General features: G+C 32.0%; 18 protein-coding genes, 1 tRNA gene, 1 pseudogene and 1 other annotated feature. Of the genes and pseudogenes, 13 read left to right on the top strand and 7 right to left on the bottom strand.

Annotated elements, in window-relative coordinates:
• Positions 1-235 (top strand): annotated as a pseudogene (locus T537_RS12955) (group II intron reverse transcriptase/maturase); the annotation flags it as partial.
• A 119-nt stretch (positions 236-354) separates the two neighbouring features.
• Here the strand turns inward: T537_RS12955 and lepB are convergent.
• Positions 355-1,062 carry a signal peptidase I gene (lepB, locus tag T537_RS0108850; protein ID WP_081775439.1) on the bottom strand — a complete coding sequence of 236 codons (708 nt, stop codon included), beginning with the start codon at positions 1,060-1,062 and terminating at the stop codon, positions 355-357.
• Positions 1,063-1,176: 114 nt separating this feature from the next.
• Positions 1,177-3,168 (bottom strand): molecular chaperone HtpG, encoded by a 1,992-nt coding sequence (gene htpG, locus T537_RS0108855; RefSeq protein WP_031557335.1) that lies wholly within the window; start codon positions 3,166-3,168, stop codon positions 1,177-1,179.
• A 264-nt stretch (positions 3,169-3,432) separates the two neighbouring features.
• Between htpG and T537_RS0108860 the strand changes: the two genes are divergently transcribed.
• Positions 3,433-4,170 (top strand): LytR/AlgR family response regulator transcription factor, encoded by a 738-nt coding sequence (locus tag T537_RS0108860; RefSeq protein WP_031557336.1) that lies wholly within the window; start codon positions 3,433-3,435, stop codon positions 4,168-4,170.
• Between the two features lie 41 nt (positions 4,171-4,211).
• On the top strand, positions 4,212-5,537 hold the full coding sequence (locus T537_RS0108865) for a GHKL domain-containing protein (RefSeq protein ID WP_031557339.1): 1,326 nt from the start codon (positions 4,212-4,214) through the stop codon (positions 5,535-5,537).
• A 352-nt stretch (positions 5,538-5,889) separates the two neighbouring features.
• On the opposite strand, the gene T537_RS0108870 is transcribed toward T537_RS0108865, so the two are convergent.
• From T537_RS0108870 to T537_RS0108885, 4 genes are all read right to left on the bottom strand, one after another.
• Positions 5,890-6,387 (bottom strand): DUF5721 family protein, encoded by a 498-nt coding sequence (locus T537_RS0108870; RefSeq protein ID WP_027437396.1) that lies wholly within the window; start codon positions 6,385-6,387, stop codon positions 5,890-5,892.
• 27 nt (positions 6,388-6,414) lie between these two features.
• Positions 6,415-7,356 (bottom strand): radical SAM protein, encoded by a 942-nt coding sequence (locus T537_RS0108875; protein ID WP_031557341.1) that lies wholly within the window; start codon positions 7,354-7,356, stop codon positions 6,415-6,417.
• A 92-nt stretch (positions 7,357-7,448) separates the two neighbouring features.
• Positions 7,449-7,521, bottom strand: a tRNA-Thr gene (locus tag T537_RS0108880).
• A gap of 72 nt (positions 7,522-7,593) precedes the next feature.
• Entirely contained in the window at positions 7,594-8,580 is a 987-nt protein-coding gene (locus T537_RS0108885; RefSeq protein WP_051637205.1) for a DHH family phosphoesterase, read from the bottom strand.
• A gap of 244 nt (positions 8,581-8,824) precedes the next feature.
• Here T537_RS0108885 and T537_RS0108890 point away from each other — a divergent pair, with 244 nt between their 5' ends.
• From T537_RS0108890 to T537_RS0108905, 4 genes are read left to right on the top strand one after another with little or no spacing between them, the layout of a single operon-like run.
• Complete coding sequence (locus T537_RS0108890; RefSeq protein ID WP_031557345.1) at positions 8,825-10,276, top strand: MFS transporter; 1,452 nt, start codon at positions 8,825-8,827, stop codon at positions 10,274-10,276.
• A gap of 16 nt (positions 10,277-10,292) precedes the next feature.
• Positions 10,293-12,155 (top strand): alpha-amylase family glycosyl hydrolase, encoded by a 1,863-nt coding sequence (locus T537_RS0108895; protein WP_031557347.1) that lies wholly within the window; start codon positions 10,293-10,295, stop codon positions 12,153-12,155.
• Positions 12,152-13,045 (top strand): tetratricopeptide repeat protein, encoded by an 894-nt coding sequence (locus tag T537_RS0108900; protein WP_031557350.1) that lies wholly within the window; start codon positions 12,152-12,154, stop codon positions 13,043-13,045. The genes T537_RS0108895 and T537_RS0108900 overlap by 4 nt, the downstream gene beginning before the upstream one ends.
• Positions 13,038-13,667 (top strand): HAD family hydrolase, encoded by a 630-nt coding sequence (locus T537_RS0108905; RefSeq protein WP_034244578.1) that lies wholly within the window; start codon positions 13,038-13,040, stop codon positions 13,665-13,667. Before T537_RS0108900 ends, T537_RS0108905 begins: the two co-directional genes overlap by 8 nt.
• Positions 13,668-13,736: 69 nt before the next feature.
• Here T537_RS0108905 and T537_RS0108910 read toward each other — a convergent pair whose 3' ends face one another.
• Positions 13,737-13,967 carry a hypothetical protein gene (locus tag T537_RS0108910; RefSeq protein ID WP_031557353.1) on the bottom strand — a complete coding sequence of 77 codons (231 nt, stop codon included), beginning with the start codon at positions 13,965-13,967 and terminating at the stop codon, positions 13,737-13,739.
• Positions 13,968-14,158: 191 nt separating this feature from the next.
• On the opposite strand from T537_RS0108910, the gene T537_RS0108915 reads away from it, so the two are divergent.
• The 6 genes from T537_RS0108915 to trpB all read left to right on the top strand — a co-directional run bounded on the left by T537_RS0108915 (position 14,159) and on the right by trpB (position 19,744).
• Positions 14,159-14,731, top strand: coding sequence for a TIGR01440 family protein (locus tag T537_RS0108915; protein WP_051637206.1), 573 nt, complete (start codon positions 14,159-14,161; stop codon positions 14,729-14,731).
• A 55-nt stretch (positions 14,732-14,786) separates the two neighbouring features.
• Positions 14,787-15,071: a binding site (T-box leader), on the top strand.
• A 44-nt stretch (positions 15,072-15,115) separates the two neighbouring features.
• Positions 15,116-16,558, top strand: coding sequence for an anthranilate synthase component I family protein (locus T537_RS0108920; protein ID WP_031557358.1), 1,443 nt, complete (start codon positions 15,116-15,118; stop codon positions 16,556-16,558).
• Complete coding sequence (locus T537_RS0108925) at positions 16,555-17,127, top strand: anthranilate synthase component II (RefSeq protein WP_031557360.1); 573 nt, start codon at positions 16,555-16,557, stop codon at positions 17,125-17,127. Before T537_RS0108920 ends, T537_RS0108925 begins: the two co-directional genes overlap by 4 nt.
• Positions 17,124-17,921 (top strand): indole-3-glycerol phosphate synthase TrpC, encoded by a 798-nt coding sequence (gene trpC, locus T537_RS0108930; RefSeq protein ID WP_031557362.1) that lies wholly within the window; start codon positions 17,124-17,126, stop codon positions 17,919-17,921. The genes T537_RS0108925 and trpC overlap by 4 nt, the downstream gene beginning before the upstream one ends.
• Entirely contained in the window at positions 17,914-18,555 is a 642-nt protein-coding gene (locus T537_RS0108935) for a phosphoribosylanthranilate isomerase (protein ID WP_031557365.1), read from the top strand. The genes trpC and T537_RS0108935 overlap by 8 nt, the downstream gene beginning before the upstream one ends.
• A 1-nt stretch (position 18,556) precedes the next feature.
• Entirely contained in the window at positions 18,557-19,744 is a 1,188-nt protein-coding gene (trpB, locus tag T537_RS0108940; protein ID WP_081823281.1) for a tryptophan synthase subunit beta, read from the top strand.
• Positions 19,745-19,785: the final 41 nt, after the last annotated feature.

A 19,785-nucleotide genomic window follows, 5' to 3' on the forward strand; every position in this document is an offset into this window, starting at 1 on the left:
GCATAAGATAAGGACAATTTACTGGAAACAATGGAAGAAGGTTAAAACGAAATTCAAGGAACTCAAAAAGTTAGGCGTGGAAGAAGAAAAAGCGTGGATATGCGCAAACATGCGAAATGGCAACTGGTATTGTGGTAGTTATTTTGTATTACAGACTGCGTTTAACAACAAGAAACTCCGTGAACTTGGATACCCAACATTCACAGAGTTTTATTTGAAAATATGTGAAAACTAGAGAAGCGCCGTATACGGAACCGTACGTACGGTGCTGTGGGAGGTCGGTAGATAAAATAATTATCTACCTCCTACCCGATTAAAAAAAAATTCCCTTTATTAAAAGGGAATTTTTTGTGTTTATTTAAATGTGTTAAATGTTGGCTTTTTTGTTATGCCATTGAAATACTTAAAGATAACTTTTGCAAGGATCTTATCTTTATGTACAAAGTGAGTTGTTTGCCAATATCTTGAATCAAAGGAACTATTTCTATTATCACCCATAACAAAATAACAATCCTCTGGAACTAAGAAAGTCTGACTTGTTCCATTATCAACCATAGGTTCTTTAATATAGTCTTCACTTAATTCTACTTCATTTACATAAACCTTGCCGCCACTAATAACAACCACATCGCCAGGTGTACCAATTACACGCTTGACATAGTTATCCTTCTCATTATCAGGAAATTTAAAAATAATAATATCTCCTCTTTGTGGTTCTGAGAATAGGTAAGATAGTCTAAATCCGATTAATCTATCATTTATATTGATTGTGGATTCCATAGAACCTGTAGGAACCTGAGCGTTTATAATGATAAATCTTGTTATTACTAGTGCTATAAGAGCAGCAATTACAAGAATCTTAATGTAGCTTAGGATTTCTTTAGCTATAGCGCGTCCTAAATTTTTGTGTTTTGCCTGTTCTGGTTTCTTAGCATTATCGTCGTCATAGTCATCGTCTTCGTCTACATAGATGTCATCTAGTATTTCCACCCCATCATCTTCATCTGTGAGAAAATCCTCCACATATTCCTCATCATAGTTTTGCTTGTAACTTCTTGCCATGTAAGTACCTCTATAGTAGTTTATTGTTGATTTAACTAAAAAAGCTAGTTAATCGGACATTAAGAAACCTTGTATATCACGAAATCAACTAGCTTTATTTTACGTTAAATAATTTTATTTGGCAAGTAATTGCATAATTTGATTACTTCTTTGAATGAATCTAGTCATAGCTTCTGGCTGAAGTGGTTGGTGAGCTAGAAGAGCTAAGTCATAGATTTGAGTACTAAAGAGTGCTGTGTTCTCATTATCAGGATTATCAATAATGTATTTAACAAGCTTGTTATTAGCATTAAGAACTAATGTCTGACCATTAGCACCAAACATAGAAGGATCCATGTTTGCCATACCATACATCTTCATCATATCCTGCATACGTCTATCCTGCTCAGATAAAGTAATGATTGAAGAGATGTTCTCATCCTTAAGTTTTGTAACGTTTACATTTAACTTATCGTTATTTAAGGCCTTTTTAAAGATATCGCTAAGTTTTTCCTTAAGGTCTTTTAATTCATCTTCATTTACATCTTCCTTGAAGCTGTCATCAATTTCTGAATCTACACGGACAAACTTAAGATTTTCGTTCTTGCTCTCAAGAGTCTGAATAAATGGTTGATCAATTCTATTATCAAGAATTAGGGCATCAATCTTATCAGCCTTAAACATGTTGATATACTGGCTCTGTTCCTGAGTATCAGTAACGTAGTAAATTGTATTTTCGTGTTTTTCCTTATTTACTTCAAGTTCTTCTTTTAATGTAACATACTTATTATCTAAGTTCTTAAAGATGATATAGTCATTCATCTTTTCTGCGAATTTTTCATCCTTTAAGCAACCGTACTTAATAAATGGATTGATATCATCCCAGTATTTTTCATAGTTTTCTCTGTCTGTCTTGCACATACCAGATAATTTATCAGCAACCTTCTTAGTGATATAATCGCTGATTTTCTTAACAAAACCGTCATTTTGAAGTGCTGAACGAGAAACGTTAAGAGGTAAGTCTGGACAATCAATAACACCCTTTAATAAGAGAAGGAATTCAGGAATAACTTCTTTGATGTTATCAGCAACGAAAACCTGGTTGTTATATAGCTTAATTGTACCTTCAGCTGATTCATATTCCATATTTAGCTTAGGGAAGTAAAGAATACCCTTTAAGTTAAATGGATAGTCCATATTAAGGTGAATCCAGAAGAGAGGTTCTTTATAATCCTTAAATACTCTATGGTAGAATTCAATGTAATCTTCCTTAGAACATTCGTTAGGATGCTTTGTCCATAGTGGATGAATGTTATTAATAGCTTCTGGACGCTTATTTATTGTAACCATTTTCTTAGCTGGTTCTTTTTCAACAGTTTTCTTCTCACCGTTTTCTTCAACTTCTTCAGTAACAGCATCCTTAGTAAAACGCTTAACTACAACATCTTTTTCCTGTAATTCTTCTTCAGGAATATCAACAGTTTTTGGCTCTTCATCAGTATTTTCCATAAAGATTTCAACTGGCATGAATGAGCAATACTTTTCAAGAACTTCTCTTGCCTTGTATTCGTTACAGAATTCATAAGCGTTCTCATTTAAGTAAAGAGTAATTGAAGTACCTATTTCTGTCTTCTTTGATTCTGACATGTCGTATTCTGTTCCGCCATCGCATTCCCAGTGAACAGCCTTAGAATCTTTTTTATAAGATAATGTATCAATAGTAACTCTATCAGCTACCATAAATGCTGAGTAGAAACCTAAACCAAAGTGTCCAATAATCTGGTCATCATTAGTCTTATCCTTGTACTGTTCAAGGAAAGCTTCAGCGCCAGAAAAAGCAATCTGGTTTATATATTCATTAACTTCTTCACTTGTCATACCAAGACCATTATCAACAATAGTAATTGTCTTATTCTTAGGGCTAAGTAATACCTTTACCTTGTATTCAACATCATCTGGCTCTTCATATTCACCAATAAGAGCTAACTTCTTTAATTTAGTGATTGCATCACAAGCATTAGAGATTAATTCTCTGTAAAAAATATCATGATCAGAATACATCCATTTTTTAATTATTGGGAAGATGTTCTGAGAGTTAATAGATAAACTACCATGTTCTTTTGCCATTTTAAAACACTCCTTTAGTAAATTTATTTTTAGAATCGCAAAGCGATTTATAGCTTTAATAAAGCATTGGCACTGCCAACAAAATATACTTTAAACTTTTAATGACGAGAAGTCAATAAAAATTAGCACTCAAATTAAATGAGTGCTAATAAAATTTTTATAAACTTTCCCATAGACTAGCTATAGTTATTGTAGATATATTTAAAACTAGTGTTATAATATTGGATAGACTGTAAAGTTGAATTTAGGAATAGGAGATATTTGATGAGGTTAGCTCTTTTAGATGATGATGAAAGCATACTTAAGGAAGTAAGACAAAGACTAGAATGCATGACTGAAACAATTGAAACGGATTATTTTTCTACAAGTACATCACTTTTAAATACCATCAAAAAGAATGGCACAAATTACTATGATTTATTAATATTAGATCACATAATGCCGGATATAAATGGCCTGGATTTGGCCCATATGTTAAGAGATGATGGATATACTGGATTGATTGCCTTTTTAACATGTGAAGATGGAATTATTGATGATACATTTAGGGTGTTGCCATTTAGATTCCTAAGAAAACCAATTGATACAGATAGATTTGATGAAACTATATTATCTGCCATCAAAAAAATTAATAAGAATAGGCTAATACAGGTTCCAATCTCATCCGCTGATTTTGAAATTGTGAAGATGAATGACATTCTATTGCTTGAAGGAGGTCACAGAAAAACTAAAATAATAACAAAGGATAAGGATATAATTAGTACAAGGATTATGTCAGAATGGTTAAAACATTTTGAAAGCGAAGATATAGGATGTTTTGTAAGGGTTAGCAAAAGCTACGTTGTAAATCTAGAGCATGTAAAAAGTTACACAAAGGTTTACAGGGGAGGTTTTATTAGATTAGATATGGATAATTTAGAAGTTGAAGTGGGAAATTCTTATTGGAATAGATTTATTGAAAAGATGAATTTCTATAGCTTAAGCAATAAAGTTACCATATAAAGTAGGCAGTAATGTTCTAACTAAAAAAGGGAGTTATATATATGTTAGATATGGTTTTAAAAATATTAGTTGAATCAAGTTTTTTGTGTTTGGAATACATTCAAACTTACCTAATTACGAAGGGGCTTTTTGACTTAAAATTAAGAAAAAAACACTTTCTTTCTTTGATAGCTTTGGGATTAATTGGCGTAATAAGTGCACTTTTCTTTGATGAGGTCACAATAGATGTTATCCATATTTTAATTCCACCGATTTTTCTTATAGTAAATGTTTTGGATAAAAAAGACATAAAAAGGATACTTTTTTCTGCAATGATTTATAATGTATTAGATACATTAGTAACTATTGTAATAAATTTTTTTGTACCGGCAATGCAAGGGGATGCAATAATTCAAACAATTAATGACATGTTATTTGAATTATGTATGATGATTGTTGTTATGCTTTTTTATATCCTTGTTTGTAAAAAAAGAAATTCTCTTAAGGAAATTCATATGGGAAGATACCTTAGTTTCTATTCAATGATAGGTTTTGCAATTATGATAAATGCTTGTATAGCAGTCCTTTATTTTACAGATTACAAGATGGAATTAAATAAGATAATAGCAGTTCTTATTCTTTCAACAGCGATAATATTAATTACCCTGATTCTTCTTACAATTAATGTTTTTCAAATTGATAAGCTACAAGATGATATTTCACTTTATAACAGAATGGTTTATAACCAGGTTGAGTATTATAAGGTATTAGAGGAAAAAGATAGGGCAACAAAGGCTTTTAGACATGATATAAGAAAGCATTTGTTTTGCATGAAGCACTTAAGTGATACTAATGATTATGAACAGTTAAATGAATATATTGGCGGCTTATGTGAAAACGTAACAGAGATTTCACCACTTATTAATACGGGTAATGGTCTAATATCTTCAATTATTACAGAAGAAATTAGACAATATCCAAATCTTAAAATTAAATGTGTTGGACACTTACCTTCGGATATGGGAATATCAAATATCGATTTATGTACGATTTTTTACAATCTGTTTCAAAATTCCTGTGAGGCAGGAGCAAAATTTGTTGAAGGTCTTACAAAGGAGAATCGAGAAAAAGATTTGAAAAAAATGGACTTCGATGTTTATGTAGAGATGTCAATTACTAATATGAATAAGATAATTACTATAAAAAATAAGAGAATAAATCCGCCAAAAAAGAATTTTAGAGGATTTATTTCATCTAAAAAGGAAAGTGGACATGGAATTGGAATGGTTAATGTCCTCTTTACCATAGATAAGATTAATGGATCGATTATTACATCAGATGATGGTTATTTATATACAACTGAGGTAATAATACCTAATAATAATTAAGGAGGCGATAGATATGTTAACAGGAGGTTATTTATTTGATCTTGTCAAGAAAATCATGGGAAAGTAGGATCAAAGAAAAAGAGTGAAAATCTAAATTGTATACAATGTATCAAGTTGCGGTTTTTGTGTCCTAAGATGCATTGTAAAGACAACGGCAAATATATACAATAATATTGTTGAATGAATTGCTTCACATTTTCAGTTCATAAACAATTTGTCTCTAGTCGTTCATGGAGACACCAGTTAATTTCGCGTTATGTACACCCTAGATTCTTGTTTGTTGTTGTCTGAAACCGAATACAAATAAAGATAGCATAATGCCAAAAAAAGCAGGTATTTATACCTGCTTTTTCTAGTTTTGTGTATATGAAATTTTACATGCATCAAATGTATTTAAAAGGTAGTTATCAAAGGCTTTCTCCAAAGTCTTATCTAATGTAAATACCTTTAGTGATGTACCAGTTATAATTGTTACTTGATCGTCTTTATAATTTATATTAATAAACAATCCATCAATATCTTCTAATGCTAAATCAATATTATTATCTTTTATTAGCTTAGCTGTTGCAGTTTCTGAAAGGGCGAATATTATTTTTAAACTAGTTGGAACCTTGCTTCCCTTGATTAGATTAAAAGCATGAGGCCTTTGACTTTTCCATGTCATATAAATTCTATTTCCAATTTCTTGTAATTCTTCTGAATTATAAAAAGAAGGATTAATTCTACCATCGATTGTATAACTACAAGCTGTTTGGAATGTGGCTTCGGATAATAATAGATTATCAAAGGTCTCATTAACTAATAGCTTATTCATAAAATCGGCTGTGTTATTAATTGTTAGTGATATCATATATTAAATCTCCATTGTGTTCTTTTACTATTTTTTTAAAATACCAGTAAAGTCAAAGTCAGGAATAAAACTTTCCTTTGCAACCCTTCCGTCCTGGGTAAATCCATTAATGACTCCTAAATCAATTGCAAAGTCTACAACCTTCTTATATTCATAGCTTGTAAGCTTTCTATGCAGTAATTTGTGATCCTTTACCTGTGGAAGAGGAGTGTATTGGTTCATAATGCTTATATAGACATTATCTTTATAAGTCTCATATAGATACTTAACTACAGCAATAGAATCATTACTTGTTCCTGGTAAACAAAGGTGTCTTACAATAATTCCGGATTTCATTAGCTCGTAATCAATCTTTAAATTATTATCTGCATTAAATTTATCAGTTTCTTCCTTAGTAAAAAATCTAGCCTTACCTACTTGTCTATACATTTCCTCAAGGGCGCGACTTGCAACTTCAAAATAATCAGGAGCACTAGAATACTCCTTTGCAATATTGTTATCAACATATTTAAAATCGGGAAGATAAACATCAACTAAGCCACAAAGGTCTTTAAGGGTGTTAACATTTTCATAGGAACTAGTATTGTAAACAATAGGAATAACAAGTCCCTTCGATTTAGCTAACTCTAAAGCCTTGATAATTTCATAAGTAAAGTGAGTTGGTGTAACAAGGTTTATGTTATTAGCGCCACTTTCCTGCAATCTTAGAAAAATATCAGAAAGTTCTGTGTTAGTTAATTTAATTCCCTTGTTGTTAGCAGCTATATCAAAATTTTGGCAAAATATACAGCGCATATTACAACCGGAAAAAAATACGGCACCACTTCCGCTAGTGCCTGAAATACATGGTTCTTCCCAAAAATGAAGAGCAGCACGTGCTGCTCTTATTGAATTATCTGATTTGCAATATCCAATATTCTCTTGTCTATTTATATTACAGCCTCTAGGGCAGATGTTACATTTATTCATAAAAATACCTACAAATGAACCACAGGGATGAGATGCATCTAACGATGCGGCCCTGTGGCTACATAGCAATTTACTTCGTAAATTGCTACAGAGGCTACCAATGGGACTTGAACCCACGACCTACTGATTACGAATCAGTTGCTCTACCAACTGAGCCATGGTAGCGAGTTGTGCATTGCACAAACAATTTTAATATAATTCTAAAAAAATATAATGTCAAGTTATTACATAAACTAATTAAAAAGAAATATCCACTTCACTTAAAAATCTCTTTTTTAATTCTATAATTATTTCATTTAATTCAGTGCTACCCATTTCTTTACATTTAAATGGAATAAAACCGCCTGCCATATTATCATGACCTCCGCCACTTCCTATTTGATTTAGGGCATTATTGGTTATTTGACCGGCACGGTAATTTGAATTACTTCTTGTGGATAATTTAACACCGTCGCTTTTTACAGAATAAATAACTGCAAGCTCTATACCATTGAGGGTTATAAGAAAGTCTGCAATATTGGCAATAAGTGCATCAGGGCAATTTTTTCCAGCATCAGCAAAACAAACGCTTTTATAAATATCTATACTTGAAATAGCAATGGAATAGGCCTTTAAATCGCTCATTTCCATGGTTGAACTATCAAGGTCATAAAGGATATTATTATCTGCAAGGGCATGAAGTTTATAGAACATATCCATATCTAAATCACTTACGCCACGTTTCATATCTGCTGTATCAACCTTAATTCCATAAAGAAGAGCAGTAGCCACATTCATTGGTATTTCTATATTATTCTCTACATAGTAAGATGCAATAATAGAAGCACAAGCACCAACATCTGGTCTAATATCCGAAAATTGATAAGTATCATCAACATAAATAGGATGGTGGTCAATACAAATAATTTCGTTACCATTCATAGTAACAATATTGGCATTACCGCGTTGTGCATCAACAATTATTATTTCATCATCCTGCTTTAATTCACTATTAGTGTCATATTCAATCACGTTAATTCCTAATTTTCTAACCATCTTAGATGTAACAGTCTTATCAATAGATCCTTTATAAATAATCTCGGCTGTAATACCCCTAATTCCAAGTAAGACAGAAAGAGCGTATGCACTAGCAATAGCATCAGGATCAGGAAAATTGTGAGTTTGAATATATACTTTATTATTGTTTACCTTAGAAATAATTTTGTCCAAATTAGTCATTATCATTATATACTCCTATTAGTTTTTTGATTTGACTTTATTAATAATCCCCTTTAAGTACTCGTTCCTCTTAAAGGCTTACAATTAACTACCCTAGATAAAATAAATCGCGTAAAGTAAACCTAAGTTTATATCATATATTATAACGTAAATTTTCACAAGGTTAAACATATATTTTTTTACTCGTTAAAATATGCAAAATATAATATAATATTCATAGAAAAAAAAATTAAGTATAGATGGTAGTGCGATGGATAATAAAGAAACAAATATAATTGAAAAAGAAAGAGCAAAAATGTGGCAAATAGCATTTTTTAGCTTAAATAATACTTCTACAAATCTCTTCCTTGCTATGATGGGTTATGTCTCATATTATGCCAATGGCGTAGCAGGGCTTGGAGTTGTGCTTATTTCCTTTATAATTACAGGAATGAGAATTTTTGATGGGGTTACAGACCCAATTATTGGCTATTTTATAGATAAGACCAATGGAAGGTTTGGTAAATTTAGACCATATATTTTTCTTGGATATTTATTTATGAGCATAAGTTCTTTGGTTTTATTTTTTACAACAGATCTAGTGCCAAGGGGGATAAGACCGATTTATTTTATAGTGGTTTATTCAATTTATATCATTGGATATACCTTTCAAACTGCAGTTGTAAAATCCGGACAATCTGTAATCACAACGGATGTGAATCAAAGACCTTTTATAACATTTTTTGATTCCACATTTATAATGTTAGCACATGGAGTTGTAGCTTTTTATGTATCTGTGTATTTAATTGGAAAATATAAAAGCTTTACAAGTAAGGCTCTTTTTTCTGAATTTGTAATTACAGTTGTTATAGTGTCAGGAATTTGTTCAATTTTAGCAATGATAGGAATATGGGAAAAGGATAGGCCAAAGTATTTTAGACTATCACAGGATAAGAAGGTTAGGATACACTTTAAGGATTATTTTACAATTTTAAAGCATAATAAACCTATTAGAATGCTTGTAATTGCAGCAGCTTCTAATAAATTTGCCCAAATGGTTTATGGAAATGCAGTTGTTCCTGTTATGCTTTTTGGTATTTTAATGAAAAATTACCCATTGGCAGGCTTAATTGGCGTAATTATTGGATTTCCTAATTTGGGAATAATTTATTTAGGAATTACTTTTGCCAAAAAACATGGTCAGAAAAATGCATTAATTTTTTCTACAATTTTGGCTATTTTTTTCCAAACAATTTTTATGCTATTAATGTTATTTACTGACTTAACTAAGGTATCACTTACTCATATCAATGTTATTACTGTAGTGTTTTTACTTGTATTTATGCTATTAAATGGTGTAAAATCAATATCTAATAATATAGTAGTTCCTATGATTGCTGATTGTACGGATTATGAATACACAATCAGTGGTTTTTTTGTGCCAGGAATTATGGGAGCGTTATTTTCTTTTGTTGATAAGACTTTTTCAGCATTAGCCACAGGATTTGTGGGACTTTGCTTGTCGTTTATTGGATTTAAGGAAGTTTTCCCACAGGTTGAAGATGCGTTAACGCCGCAATTAAAGGGCATGACGGTTTTTTTCTATTGTATAATTCCAATGATTGGATGGTTAATAACACTTTTTATCATGCGCTACTATAAATTAGATAAAAAGACTATGCAGGGCTTATATAGGGAAAGACCAAACAAGGAAAACAGTTAATATAAGGGAGATAAAGATGCAGATTAAAATAGGTAATCCTAATATAATGGGATGTAATGTAATAAATGGTGAATATAATTTTAGTATCTGTAGTGCGTCTAATAATGTGGTATTGTGCTTATATAGTGAGAAGAAAAAGCATGCTAAATATAGAATTGTTCTAGATGAAGATAAGAGATTTGGAGATGTTTATTCAGTAAGCATTAGTGATGTTGACTTAACAAATTTCTATTATGCTTACGAAATAGATAAGCATCCATATATAGATCCATACGCTAAAGAGATAACTGATTGTACCTGCTTTGGTAAGAAAAGCAGAGAAGATGTATATTTATCACCAATTAGCGTGGCAGAGTTTGACTGGCAAGGTGATAAACCCCTTAATTTAGATTATAGTGATTGTATATTTTATAAGTTAAATGTTAGAGGATTTACAAAATCAAAGACTTCTAAGGTTAAGGAAAGAGGTACATTTAAAGGAATTATAGAAAAAATTCCATACCTTAAGGAATTAGGAATTACAACATTAGAATTAATGCCAGCTTATGAATATGATGAAATTGGACGTTTTTCTCAATTAAAGGAAGATGGTATTTTATCAAGATATGGCGTGGACGCTAGATATATAAATGGTGAAAAAACATGTGCTCCTAATTTTTGGGGATATACAAGAGGATTTTATTTTGCTCCAAAGGCAAGCTTTAGTTCAGTTGTAAGTGGCAAGGATTCTAATAAGGACTATAGTCTTGAATTTAAGGAAATGGTAAGGGAATTACATAAAGCTGGAATTGAAGTTTGTATGGAAATGTTTTTTGATAAGGAGACAGTAAGTCTTTGCCTTGATTGTGTGAGATTCTGGGTAAGAGAGTATCACATTGATGGAGTGCATTTATATGGTGATGAAACAATTCTAAAGACAGTTGCAGCTGATCCATTTTTATCAAAAACAAAAATAATAACAATATTCTGGGATGGAAAAAAAGGGACATATAAACATATGGCAAATTATAATAATGATTTCCAGAATATTGCAAGACAGTTACTTAAAGGGGACGAAAACCAATTAATGGCATTTATGAATGCAAGTAAGAATAATCCTACTAATAGTGCTGTGATTAACTATATTACTAATAATAACGGTTTCACACTTTATGATTTGGTAAGTTATGATAGAAAGCATAATGAACTTAATGGTGAGAATAATAGAGATGGCGAGAACTTTAATTATAGCTGGAACTGCGGTGAAGAAGGCCAAACCAAAAAAAGAAAAATCATTGATTTAAGAGTTAAGCAGATAAAAAATGCCCTAACAATGGTTTTATTATCATCAGGAACACCTTTAATTTTAAGTGGAGATGAATTTGGTAATTCTCAGGAAGGCAATAATAATCCATATTGCATAGATAGTGAGATTTCTTGGGTTACATGGAAAGATAATGTTAATTCAAAGAAGATTTTTGAATGGACTAAGGAACTTATACATTTAAGAAAAAAATATAAGATATTACATCTATCCAAACCGCTTACAATGAGTGATGGCTTACAGGTAGGTTTCCCTGATTTATCATATCATGGAAGCAATGCCTGGTTTGCTCCAACAGAGAATTTTATAAGACATGTGGGAATGATGTATTCTGCAAATCACGGAGAGGCAGGAGTTAATAAGCTTATATATGTGGCCTATAATATGCATTGGGAAGAACATGATTTAGCCCTTCCTAAGATAGATGGTGGCAAGGGTTGGAGTATTTATCTTTGTTCAGCAGCTAAGAAAGAAAAAGCAGTTATTAGCGAAGATGGAAGAAGTGTAAAATTATCACCAAGATCAGTTAGTATCTTGATAGGTGATTATAAGCCAGGAAAAGGAAAGAATAAATGAACATTAATAAATTAAAAGACGTAAAAGAAGAGTTTAAGGGATACAAGGAAATCCTTGATTCTGGAGATTTTGAAAAGGCATATGATATGCTTGATAAAATTCTAAAAAAAGTGGAAGATAGTTTGGATGAAAGAAGAGCAGCATATGTTAATTCAGATGGAACTGTAAATTTAACTAAGGATGAGAAGGGCGATATTTATATGAGCCTTAATCATATAATGGAATATTATTTGTATGAGGTTTATTTTGAACCAGATGCCGATGTAAAAACCCTTGATATTCCAATTGGCGAATATTATAGAACTTTTGGCGAACTATGCCAGAACATGGGAAAATATAAGGCAGCAAAGGATGCATATATGAAGGCTCTAAGCTGGAACCCTGTGGATTTAGATTCTTACCTTGGTTTAGCAGAAAGTTACAAGTATCAGAATATGATGAATAGATATTTAGAAGTTACAAGACAGGCATATAGATATTGCTGTACTAGAGCTACTATGGCAAGATACTATAGAAATATGGCTTTTTATTATCTTTCAAACTATAAGCCAGAGATTGCAAGGGATGCATATCAGTACGCTAATGTTTACTATCATACAGATAATGCAGACTCAGAATTAAAATATATTGAAAGCGCAATAAATGAAAAAACACCTGATATAGATATTAGACGTATTCAGAAAGTCTTTACAGAGGAAGGTATAGAGCCAGGTCCAGATTCTAAGACAATAGGAATTATTTATAGAGTTGGTGAACTTATGATGGAAGATAGGGAATATAAGCTTGCTAGGGACTGTTTCTCAATTTGCTATGATATTACAAGGGAAGCAGGCTTAGAAAAAATTTTAGATGAATTAGAAAAAGCGATAAAGGATAATGGTAATGAATAAATACGACGGCTTAATTTTTGATTTAGATGGAACAATGTGGGATTCGACAGAACCAATAGTTGAGGCTTGGAACATTATTTTACAAAAACATCCTGAAATAAAAAGAGATCCAATTGTAAAATCTGACTTAACTGATTGCATGGGAAAGACAATGTATACTATTGCAGCTATGCTATTTCCTAATGAAGAGGAGTCTGTAAGAAATGGACTTATGGATGAGCTTTGTTTATATGAGAATGAGTATTTAGCTAAAGTTGGTGGAAAGCTATATGATAAGCTTGAAACAACACTTAGTGAACTTTCAAAAAAATACACATTATATATTGTAAGTAATTGTCAGGATGGTTATATTGAGGCTTTTTTAAAGGCACATAACCTATCAGATTTATTTAAAGACACAGAATGTTGGGGAAGAACCTTTGTAACTAAGGGTGAGACTAACAAAATTCTAATTAAGAGAAATAATCTACAAAATCCAATTTATATTGGAGATACACAAGGTGATAAACAGTCAGCAATAGATGCAGGAATTGACTTTGTATTTGCAAGTTATGGCTTTGGAAATGTGGATGAATATACATACAAAATAGAAAAATTTAGTGATTTATTAGACATTTTATAAAGAAGAAACTATAAAGAAGGAATCTATAAAGAAGAAGGAATCTAACTTAAAACTAGTTAGATTCCTTCTTCAAATTAGCGATTTAAGTGTTGTGAAAAGTTCTGGAATTGAATTATATATGTTTTGATAGAGCTTAATTACAGCACCTTCTGGTGAAAAAATATAATCAATGGCGCTAAAATCATTAAATACAAAACAATATATAATACCAATTATTATTACACAGGCAACAATTTTGATTGCTAGTCTAATTAGTGTAACAACAAAACCAACAAAAGGAAGAGATCTTAAAACCCTCATAAAAAACCTCTAAAGGTATCATTTGCCTCCCGTGATTGCCTTTCTATATGTAGTGTTCACAACTTTAATCTAACTTTATTTTACATCCAAAAAATGAAAAATAAAAGATTTATTGTTATTTTTTTTATTTGTGATAAGATACTTTTTAGAATAAAAAAAGGAGGAAAGAACATTTTTTGTTCGAAGAAAAAATGGCAGCAGGAATATCAAATGAAAAATATAATCATATAGATGAAATTAAAAATGAAGTAAGGGAAATTCTTGAGGATTTAATAGCCCAGGCAAAACCAATGGAAGGTGATGTATTAGTTGTTGGATGCTCATCAAGTGAGGTTAACGCTCATAAACTTGGTACTTTTTCTAGTGAAGAAATCGGACAGGCTCTTTTTGAAGAAATAAGTAAGGTGGCTAGTGAACATAAACTTTATGTGGCAGCCCAGTGTTGTGAACACTTAAATAGATGCTTATGTGTTGAAAGAGAGTTAGCTATAAAAAGAGGTCTTGAAATTGTCAGTGTAGTTCCAAAACTTAAGGCTGGTGGCTCATTTGCAACTGCAGCATATAAGAATATGGACAATCCTGTTATGGTAGAGACAATAAAGGCTGAACTTGGAATGGATATTGGCGATACTTTAATTGGTATGCATTTAAGAGCAGTAGCTGTTCCTGTTAGAACTAAGATTAACACAGTAGGTAATGCCCACGTAGTCTGCGCTAGAACAAGACCTAAGTATATTGGTGGAGAAAGAGCAGAATATATTTAAATTTTTGCTTGACTAAAGCGTTAAAGCGTGATAGTATATCAATAATTTAATAAATAAAAAGTCGATGAACAGAAGTAGTACTTATTTGGAAGGTACATCACAGAGAGTCAGGGGCGGTGGAATCCTGATATGGAAATCTATAAGGAATGGATCTGGGAGATGCTTTGGTGAAATTTTTAGTAGCTAAAGACGTGACCTCACGTTACAGAGGAAGGATATTATATGTATCTGATAAGAGTGATTTATAAGTGGCTAATTTTATAAATTGGTCACTTTTTTTATTAGAGAATTCTAATAATGAATCAAAAAAAGGGTGGCACCACGATAATTCGTCCCTGGTAGGCTTTTAGCCTATCAGGGACTTTTTTCATGAAAGGAAGGAAAATGAAGAAGATTTATAAGGTTTATAAGAAAACAGTAAGTGTTGTTGATGAATCACCAATTAGCCTATTTAACGGGATTTTTAAAAATAAAATAGGCTTCTTACTTGAGAGTAAGGAAAGAAACGAAGGACAATTTAGCATTATGGGGGTTGATCCTGTAGAACTTATTAGCTCTAATGATGAGGGAATTCTAATAAAAAGACTAGGTAAAACTGGCAAATATGAATCTAGTGAAGTAAGAAAGGGAAATCCAAAGGATTGCCTAAGGGATTACATGTCAGAATTTGAAATTGAAAAGGTAGACTATAATCTTAGCTTTTTAGGAGGATTTACAGGTTCCTTTGGATATGATTTTGCAGGCTTTGTAGAAAAATTACCTCATAGAAAAAAGAATACTGATACTGATATTTCACCAATTCAGTTAATGCTTATTTTAAAGTTTATTGTAATTGATCATGAAGCAGGAACCTTAAGTGCAGTAATTCTTTATGAGGATGATAAAGATGAGGCTGCCCTAAAAAAAGAGGCTAATGAACTTATAGACTTAGCAAGAGCTGGGGCTATTAAAGAAGAGGATAATAAGAATGAATGTGAATTAGACCTAGATGGGGTGATTGTAGAAAAGTCAGATAGCCTAGAGTCTTATACAAGAAAAGTTAATAAGATTAAGGATTATGTAAAAAAAGGACATATATTCCAAACAGTTTTATCTCAGAAATGGACTATAGAGACTAAGAAGTCTGGATTTGATCTATATAAGTCCCTTAGACAGACTAATCCATCACCATATCTTTATTATTACAATTTTGGGGATTTTGAAATCATTGGAAGTTCACCTGAATTGTTAGTTAAAAAAATCGATGACACAATTACAACCTGTCCTATAGCAGGAACAAGAAAAAGAGGAAAAACCAAAATAGAAGATCATGAGTTGGAAATGGAATTGTTGTCTGATGAAAAGGAAAGGGCAGAACATGTAATGCTTGTGGACCTAGCAAGAAATGATATGGGAAGAGTAAGTAAGATAGGCAGTGTAAGGGTAAGTCAGTTTATGAAGGTACAAAGGTATTCCCAGGTGATGCACTTGGTTTCTTTAGTTGAGGGTAGGAAAGAAAAAGACATAAATCCAATTGATTTAGTTGCCACATTTTTACCCGCAGGAACCTTATCAGGTGCACCAAAGATTCGTGCCATGGAAATAATAGATGAGCTAGAAGATGTAAATAGAGGACTATATGGCGGTGCCACAGGCTTTATAAGTTTTGATGGTAATGTGAATTTCTGTATAACCATAAGAACTATGATAAAGACAGGAAATTTAGTTTTTCTACAGGCAGGCGCAGGAATTGTAGCAGATTCAATTCCAGAAAATGAGTATAAGGAATGTAAGAATAAAGTAATGGCTTTGGCTAAGACATTAGTAAAGGAGGAAGATTTAAAATGATTCTTTTAATTGATAACTATGATTCTTTTACATATAACCTATATCAATTTATAGGGATTTTTGAAAGTAATATTAAGGTGTATAGAAATGACGAGATAACTATTGAACAAATAGAAAAATTAAATCCTGATGCTATTGTAATTAGCCCAGGACCTAAGGGACCAAAGGAAGCTGGAATATGTGTTGAAGTAATTAGACATTTTGCAAAGACAAAACCAATACTTGGAATTTGTCTTGGACATCAGTGCATAGGAGAGGCTTTTGGGGGCGAAATAGTTGCAGCTAAAACTATAATGCATGGTAAGCAATCCACAATAACTACAAATGACAGTAGATTATTTAGAGGTTTAAAGAAGGAATTTAAGGTAGCTAGATATCATTCTCTTGCTATAAAAAAAGAGACAATGCCAAAGGATTTAGAAGTAACAGCCCTTTCAGAGGATGGCGAGGTAATGTCTGTTAAATTAAAGAACTCTAGAGTGTATGGAGTTCAGTTCCATCCAGAGTCCATTTATACAGAATATGGTAAAAAAATTATAGAAAATTTTCTTATGGAGGCAAATATATGATTCTAGATAAAATTGTAGAGGATAAAAAAGAAAGATTAGAAGCAGATAAAAGGGCAGTTCCTCTTGAATCCTTAAAGGAGGCTGTTAAAAAAATAAAGGAAGATAAGCATGATTTTTACAAGGCCCTATCAGGCAATGATTTGTCTGTTATTGCAGAATTTAAGAATGCCTCACCTAGTCATGGAAATATGGATAACAAATTAGACTTAGATAAAAGAATAAGTCAGTATAGCAAATGTGCCAATGCAATTTCTTGCTTAACAGAAGAAAAACACTTTAAAGGTAGCAAGGAATATCTTATGAGTATTAGAAAAATCACAGATTTACCAATACTTAGAAAGGATTTTATTATTGATCCATATCAAGTTTATGAAGCTAAGCTAATAGGGGCAGATGCTATATTGCTAATAGCGGCAATTCTTGATGACAGGAAATTTAAGGAGCTTTATGACTTAGCGGTAAGCTTAAATTTAGATGTGCTATGCGAGGTTCATACATTAGATGAATTAAAGCGAATGCTTAATTTAGGCGTGAAGATAATTGGTATAAATAATCGTAACTTATATGATTTTACTATAGATCTAGAGACTACGATTAAACTATCAGAATATGCTTTAGATAAGAAAAGTAAAGATACTCTTCTTGTAACAGAAAGTGGAATTACAAAGTTATCTGATATTAAGCATTTAAGAAAGTCAAAGGTAAATGCCCTTTTAGTGGGAACGGTTCTTATGGAATCAGATAATCCAGAGGGGCTTATAACTGATTTTAAGGAGGAGTTTAGGGGTGAATAGACCAGAGATAAAAATATGTGGACTTACCCTGGATACGGATATTGATGCAGTAATTGAGAATAAGGTTGATTATGCAGGTTTTGTGCTTTTTTTTAAAGAAAGCAAAAGATATATAGATATAGATTTGGCTACTAGCTTAATGAAAAAATTACAGAAAAATCACATTAAAACTGTGGCTGTTACTGTTTCACCAACAATTAATCAAGTGGAATTAATAAATAGGGCGGGTTTTGATTATATTCAAATTCATGGGAGTTTAACTAAAGAAGTTATAGAAAAAATTCGTATTCCCATAATACTTGCTGTTAACGTTAAAGGTGGAGAAGTAGCTGATTTACATAAGGCAAGTAAAGAATATCAAAGTAAGATTTATGCATATCTTTTTGATGGGGTAAAGTCAGGAAGCGGACAAAGCTTTAACTGGGATTTAATAGATGATTTTGATATAGGGAATAAGAAATTATTCTTATCAGGTGGATTAAATGAGGACAATGTAGAATCTGCTATAAGAAAAGTTAATCCTGATGTGGTGGATGTAAGCTCTGGAGTGGAGTATGAAGACAAAAGAAAAGGTAAGGATAAGGAAAAAATAGATAGATTTTGTAAATGTGTAAGAAAGGTAAATGGTGACTAGAATGAATATGGAAAAATATTATGGAAAATTTGGCGGACAGTATGTATCAGAATCTCTTATGAATACATTAGATGAGCTAACAAAAGCTTTTGAAGAGGCTATAAATGACAAGGCTTTTATGGATGAATATAGATATTATCTTAAACAATACGTTGGAAGAGAGACTCCTCTTTATTTGGCTAAGAATTTATCTAATAAGTATGGAGCTAAGATTTATTTAAAAAGAGAGGATTTAAATCACACTGGAGCTCATAAGATAAATAATGTTATTGGTCAGATTTTGCTTGCTAAAAGAATGGGCAAGACAAAGGTAATAGCTGAGACAGGTGCTGGTCAGCATGGAGTAGCAACAGCCACAGGCGCTGCACTTTTTGGAATGGAATGTACTGTTTACATGGGAGAGGAAGATATTAAAAGACAGGCCCTTAACGTGTTTAGAATGAAGCTTTTAGGAGCTAAGGTAGAGGCAGTAAAGACAGGAAGTAAAACCTTAAAGGATGCCACAAATGAGGCTATTAGAACATGGGCTAAAAGGGCAGAGGATACTTTTTATATTATTGGTTCTGCAGTTGGCCCATATCCATATCCAAGAATGGTAAAGGAATTTCAAAAAGTTATTTCAATAGAAGCTAAAAGACAAATCTTAGAACAGGAACATGCACTTCCTGACGCAGTAGTTGCCTGTGTTGGTGGTGGTTCAAATTCTATTGGAATGTTTGCTGATTTTATAGATGAGAAAAATGTGAAATTAATAGGTGTGGAGGCTGCAGGACTTGGCATTGAAACAGGAAAACATGCATCAGCAATGTCAGAAGGAAAAATGGGTGTCTTACATGGAATGAGAACATATTTATTACAGGATGATGATGGCAATATTAAGCTTGCCCATTCAATTTCTGCAGGACTTGACTATCCTGGAGTAGGCCCAGAACATGCATATTTACGAGATACTAAAAGGGTTGAATATGTGTCTATTAGAGATGATGAATGTATGAATGCCTTAATGGAGTTAAATAAATTAGAGGGTATATTACCTGCAATTGAAAGTGCTCATGCCCTTGCTCATACCCTTAAAATCGCCCAGAATGAAATGAAGGGTAAGACTATAATAGTTTGCCTATCAGGAAGAGGAGACAAGGATATAGACACTATAAGCAAGTATTTTAATGGTGAAGAGACTAATAAGTAATAAAGTGCCATTAAAAATAAAAACAGTAAATTAAGGAGAGA

It is taken from the genome of Lachnospira multipara LB2003, from assembly GCF_000702205.1.
GTDB classification, from domain to species: domain Bacteria; phylum Bacillota; class Clostridia; order Lachnospirales; family Lachnospiraceae; genus Lachnospira; species Lachnospira multipara_A.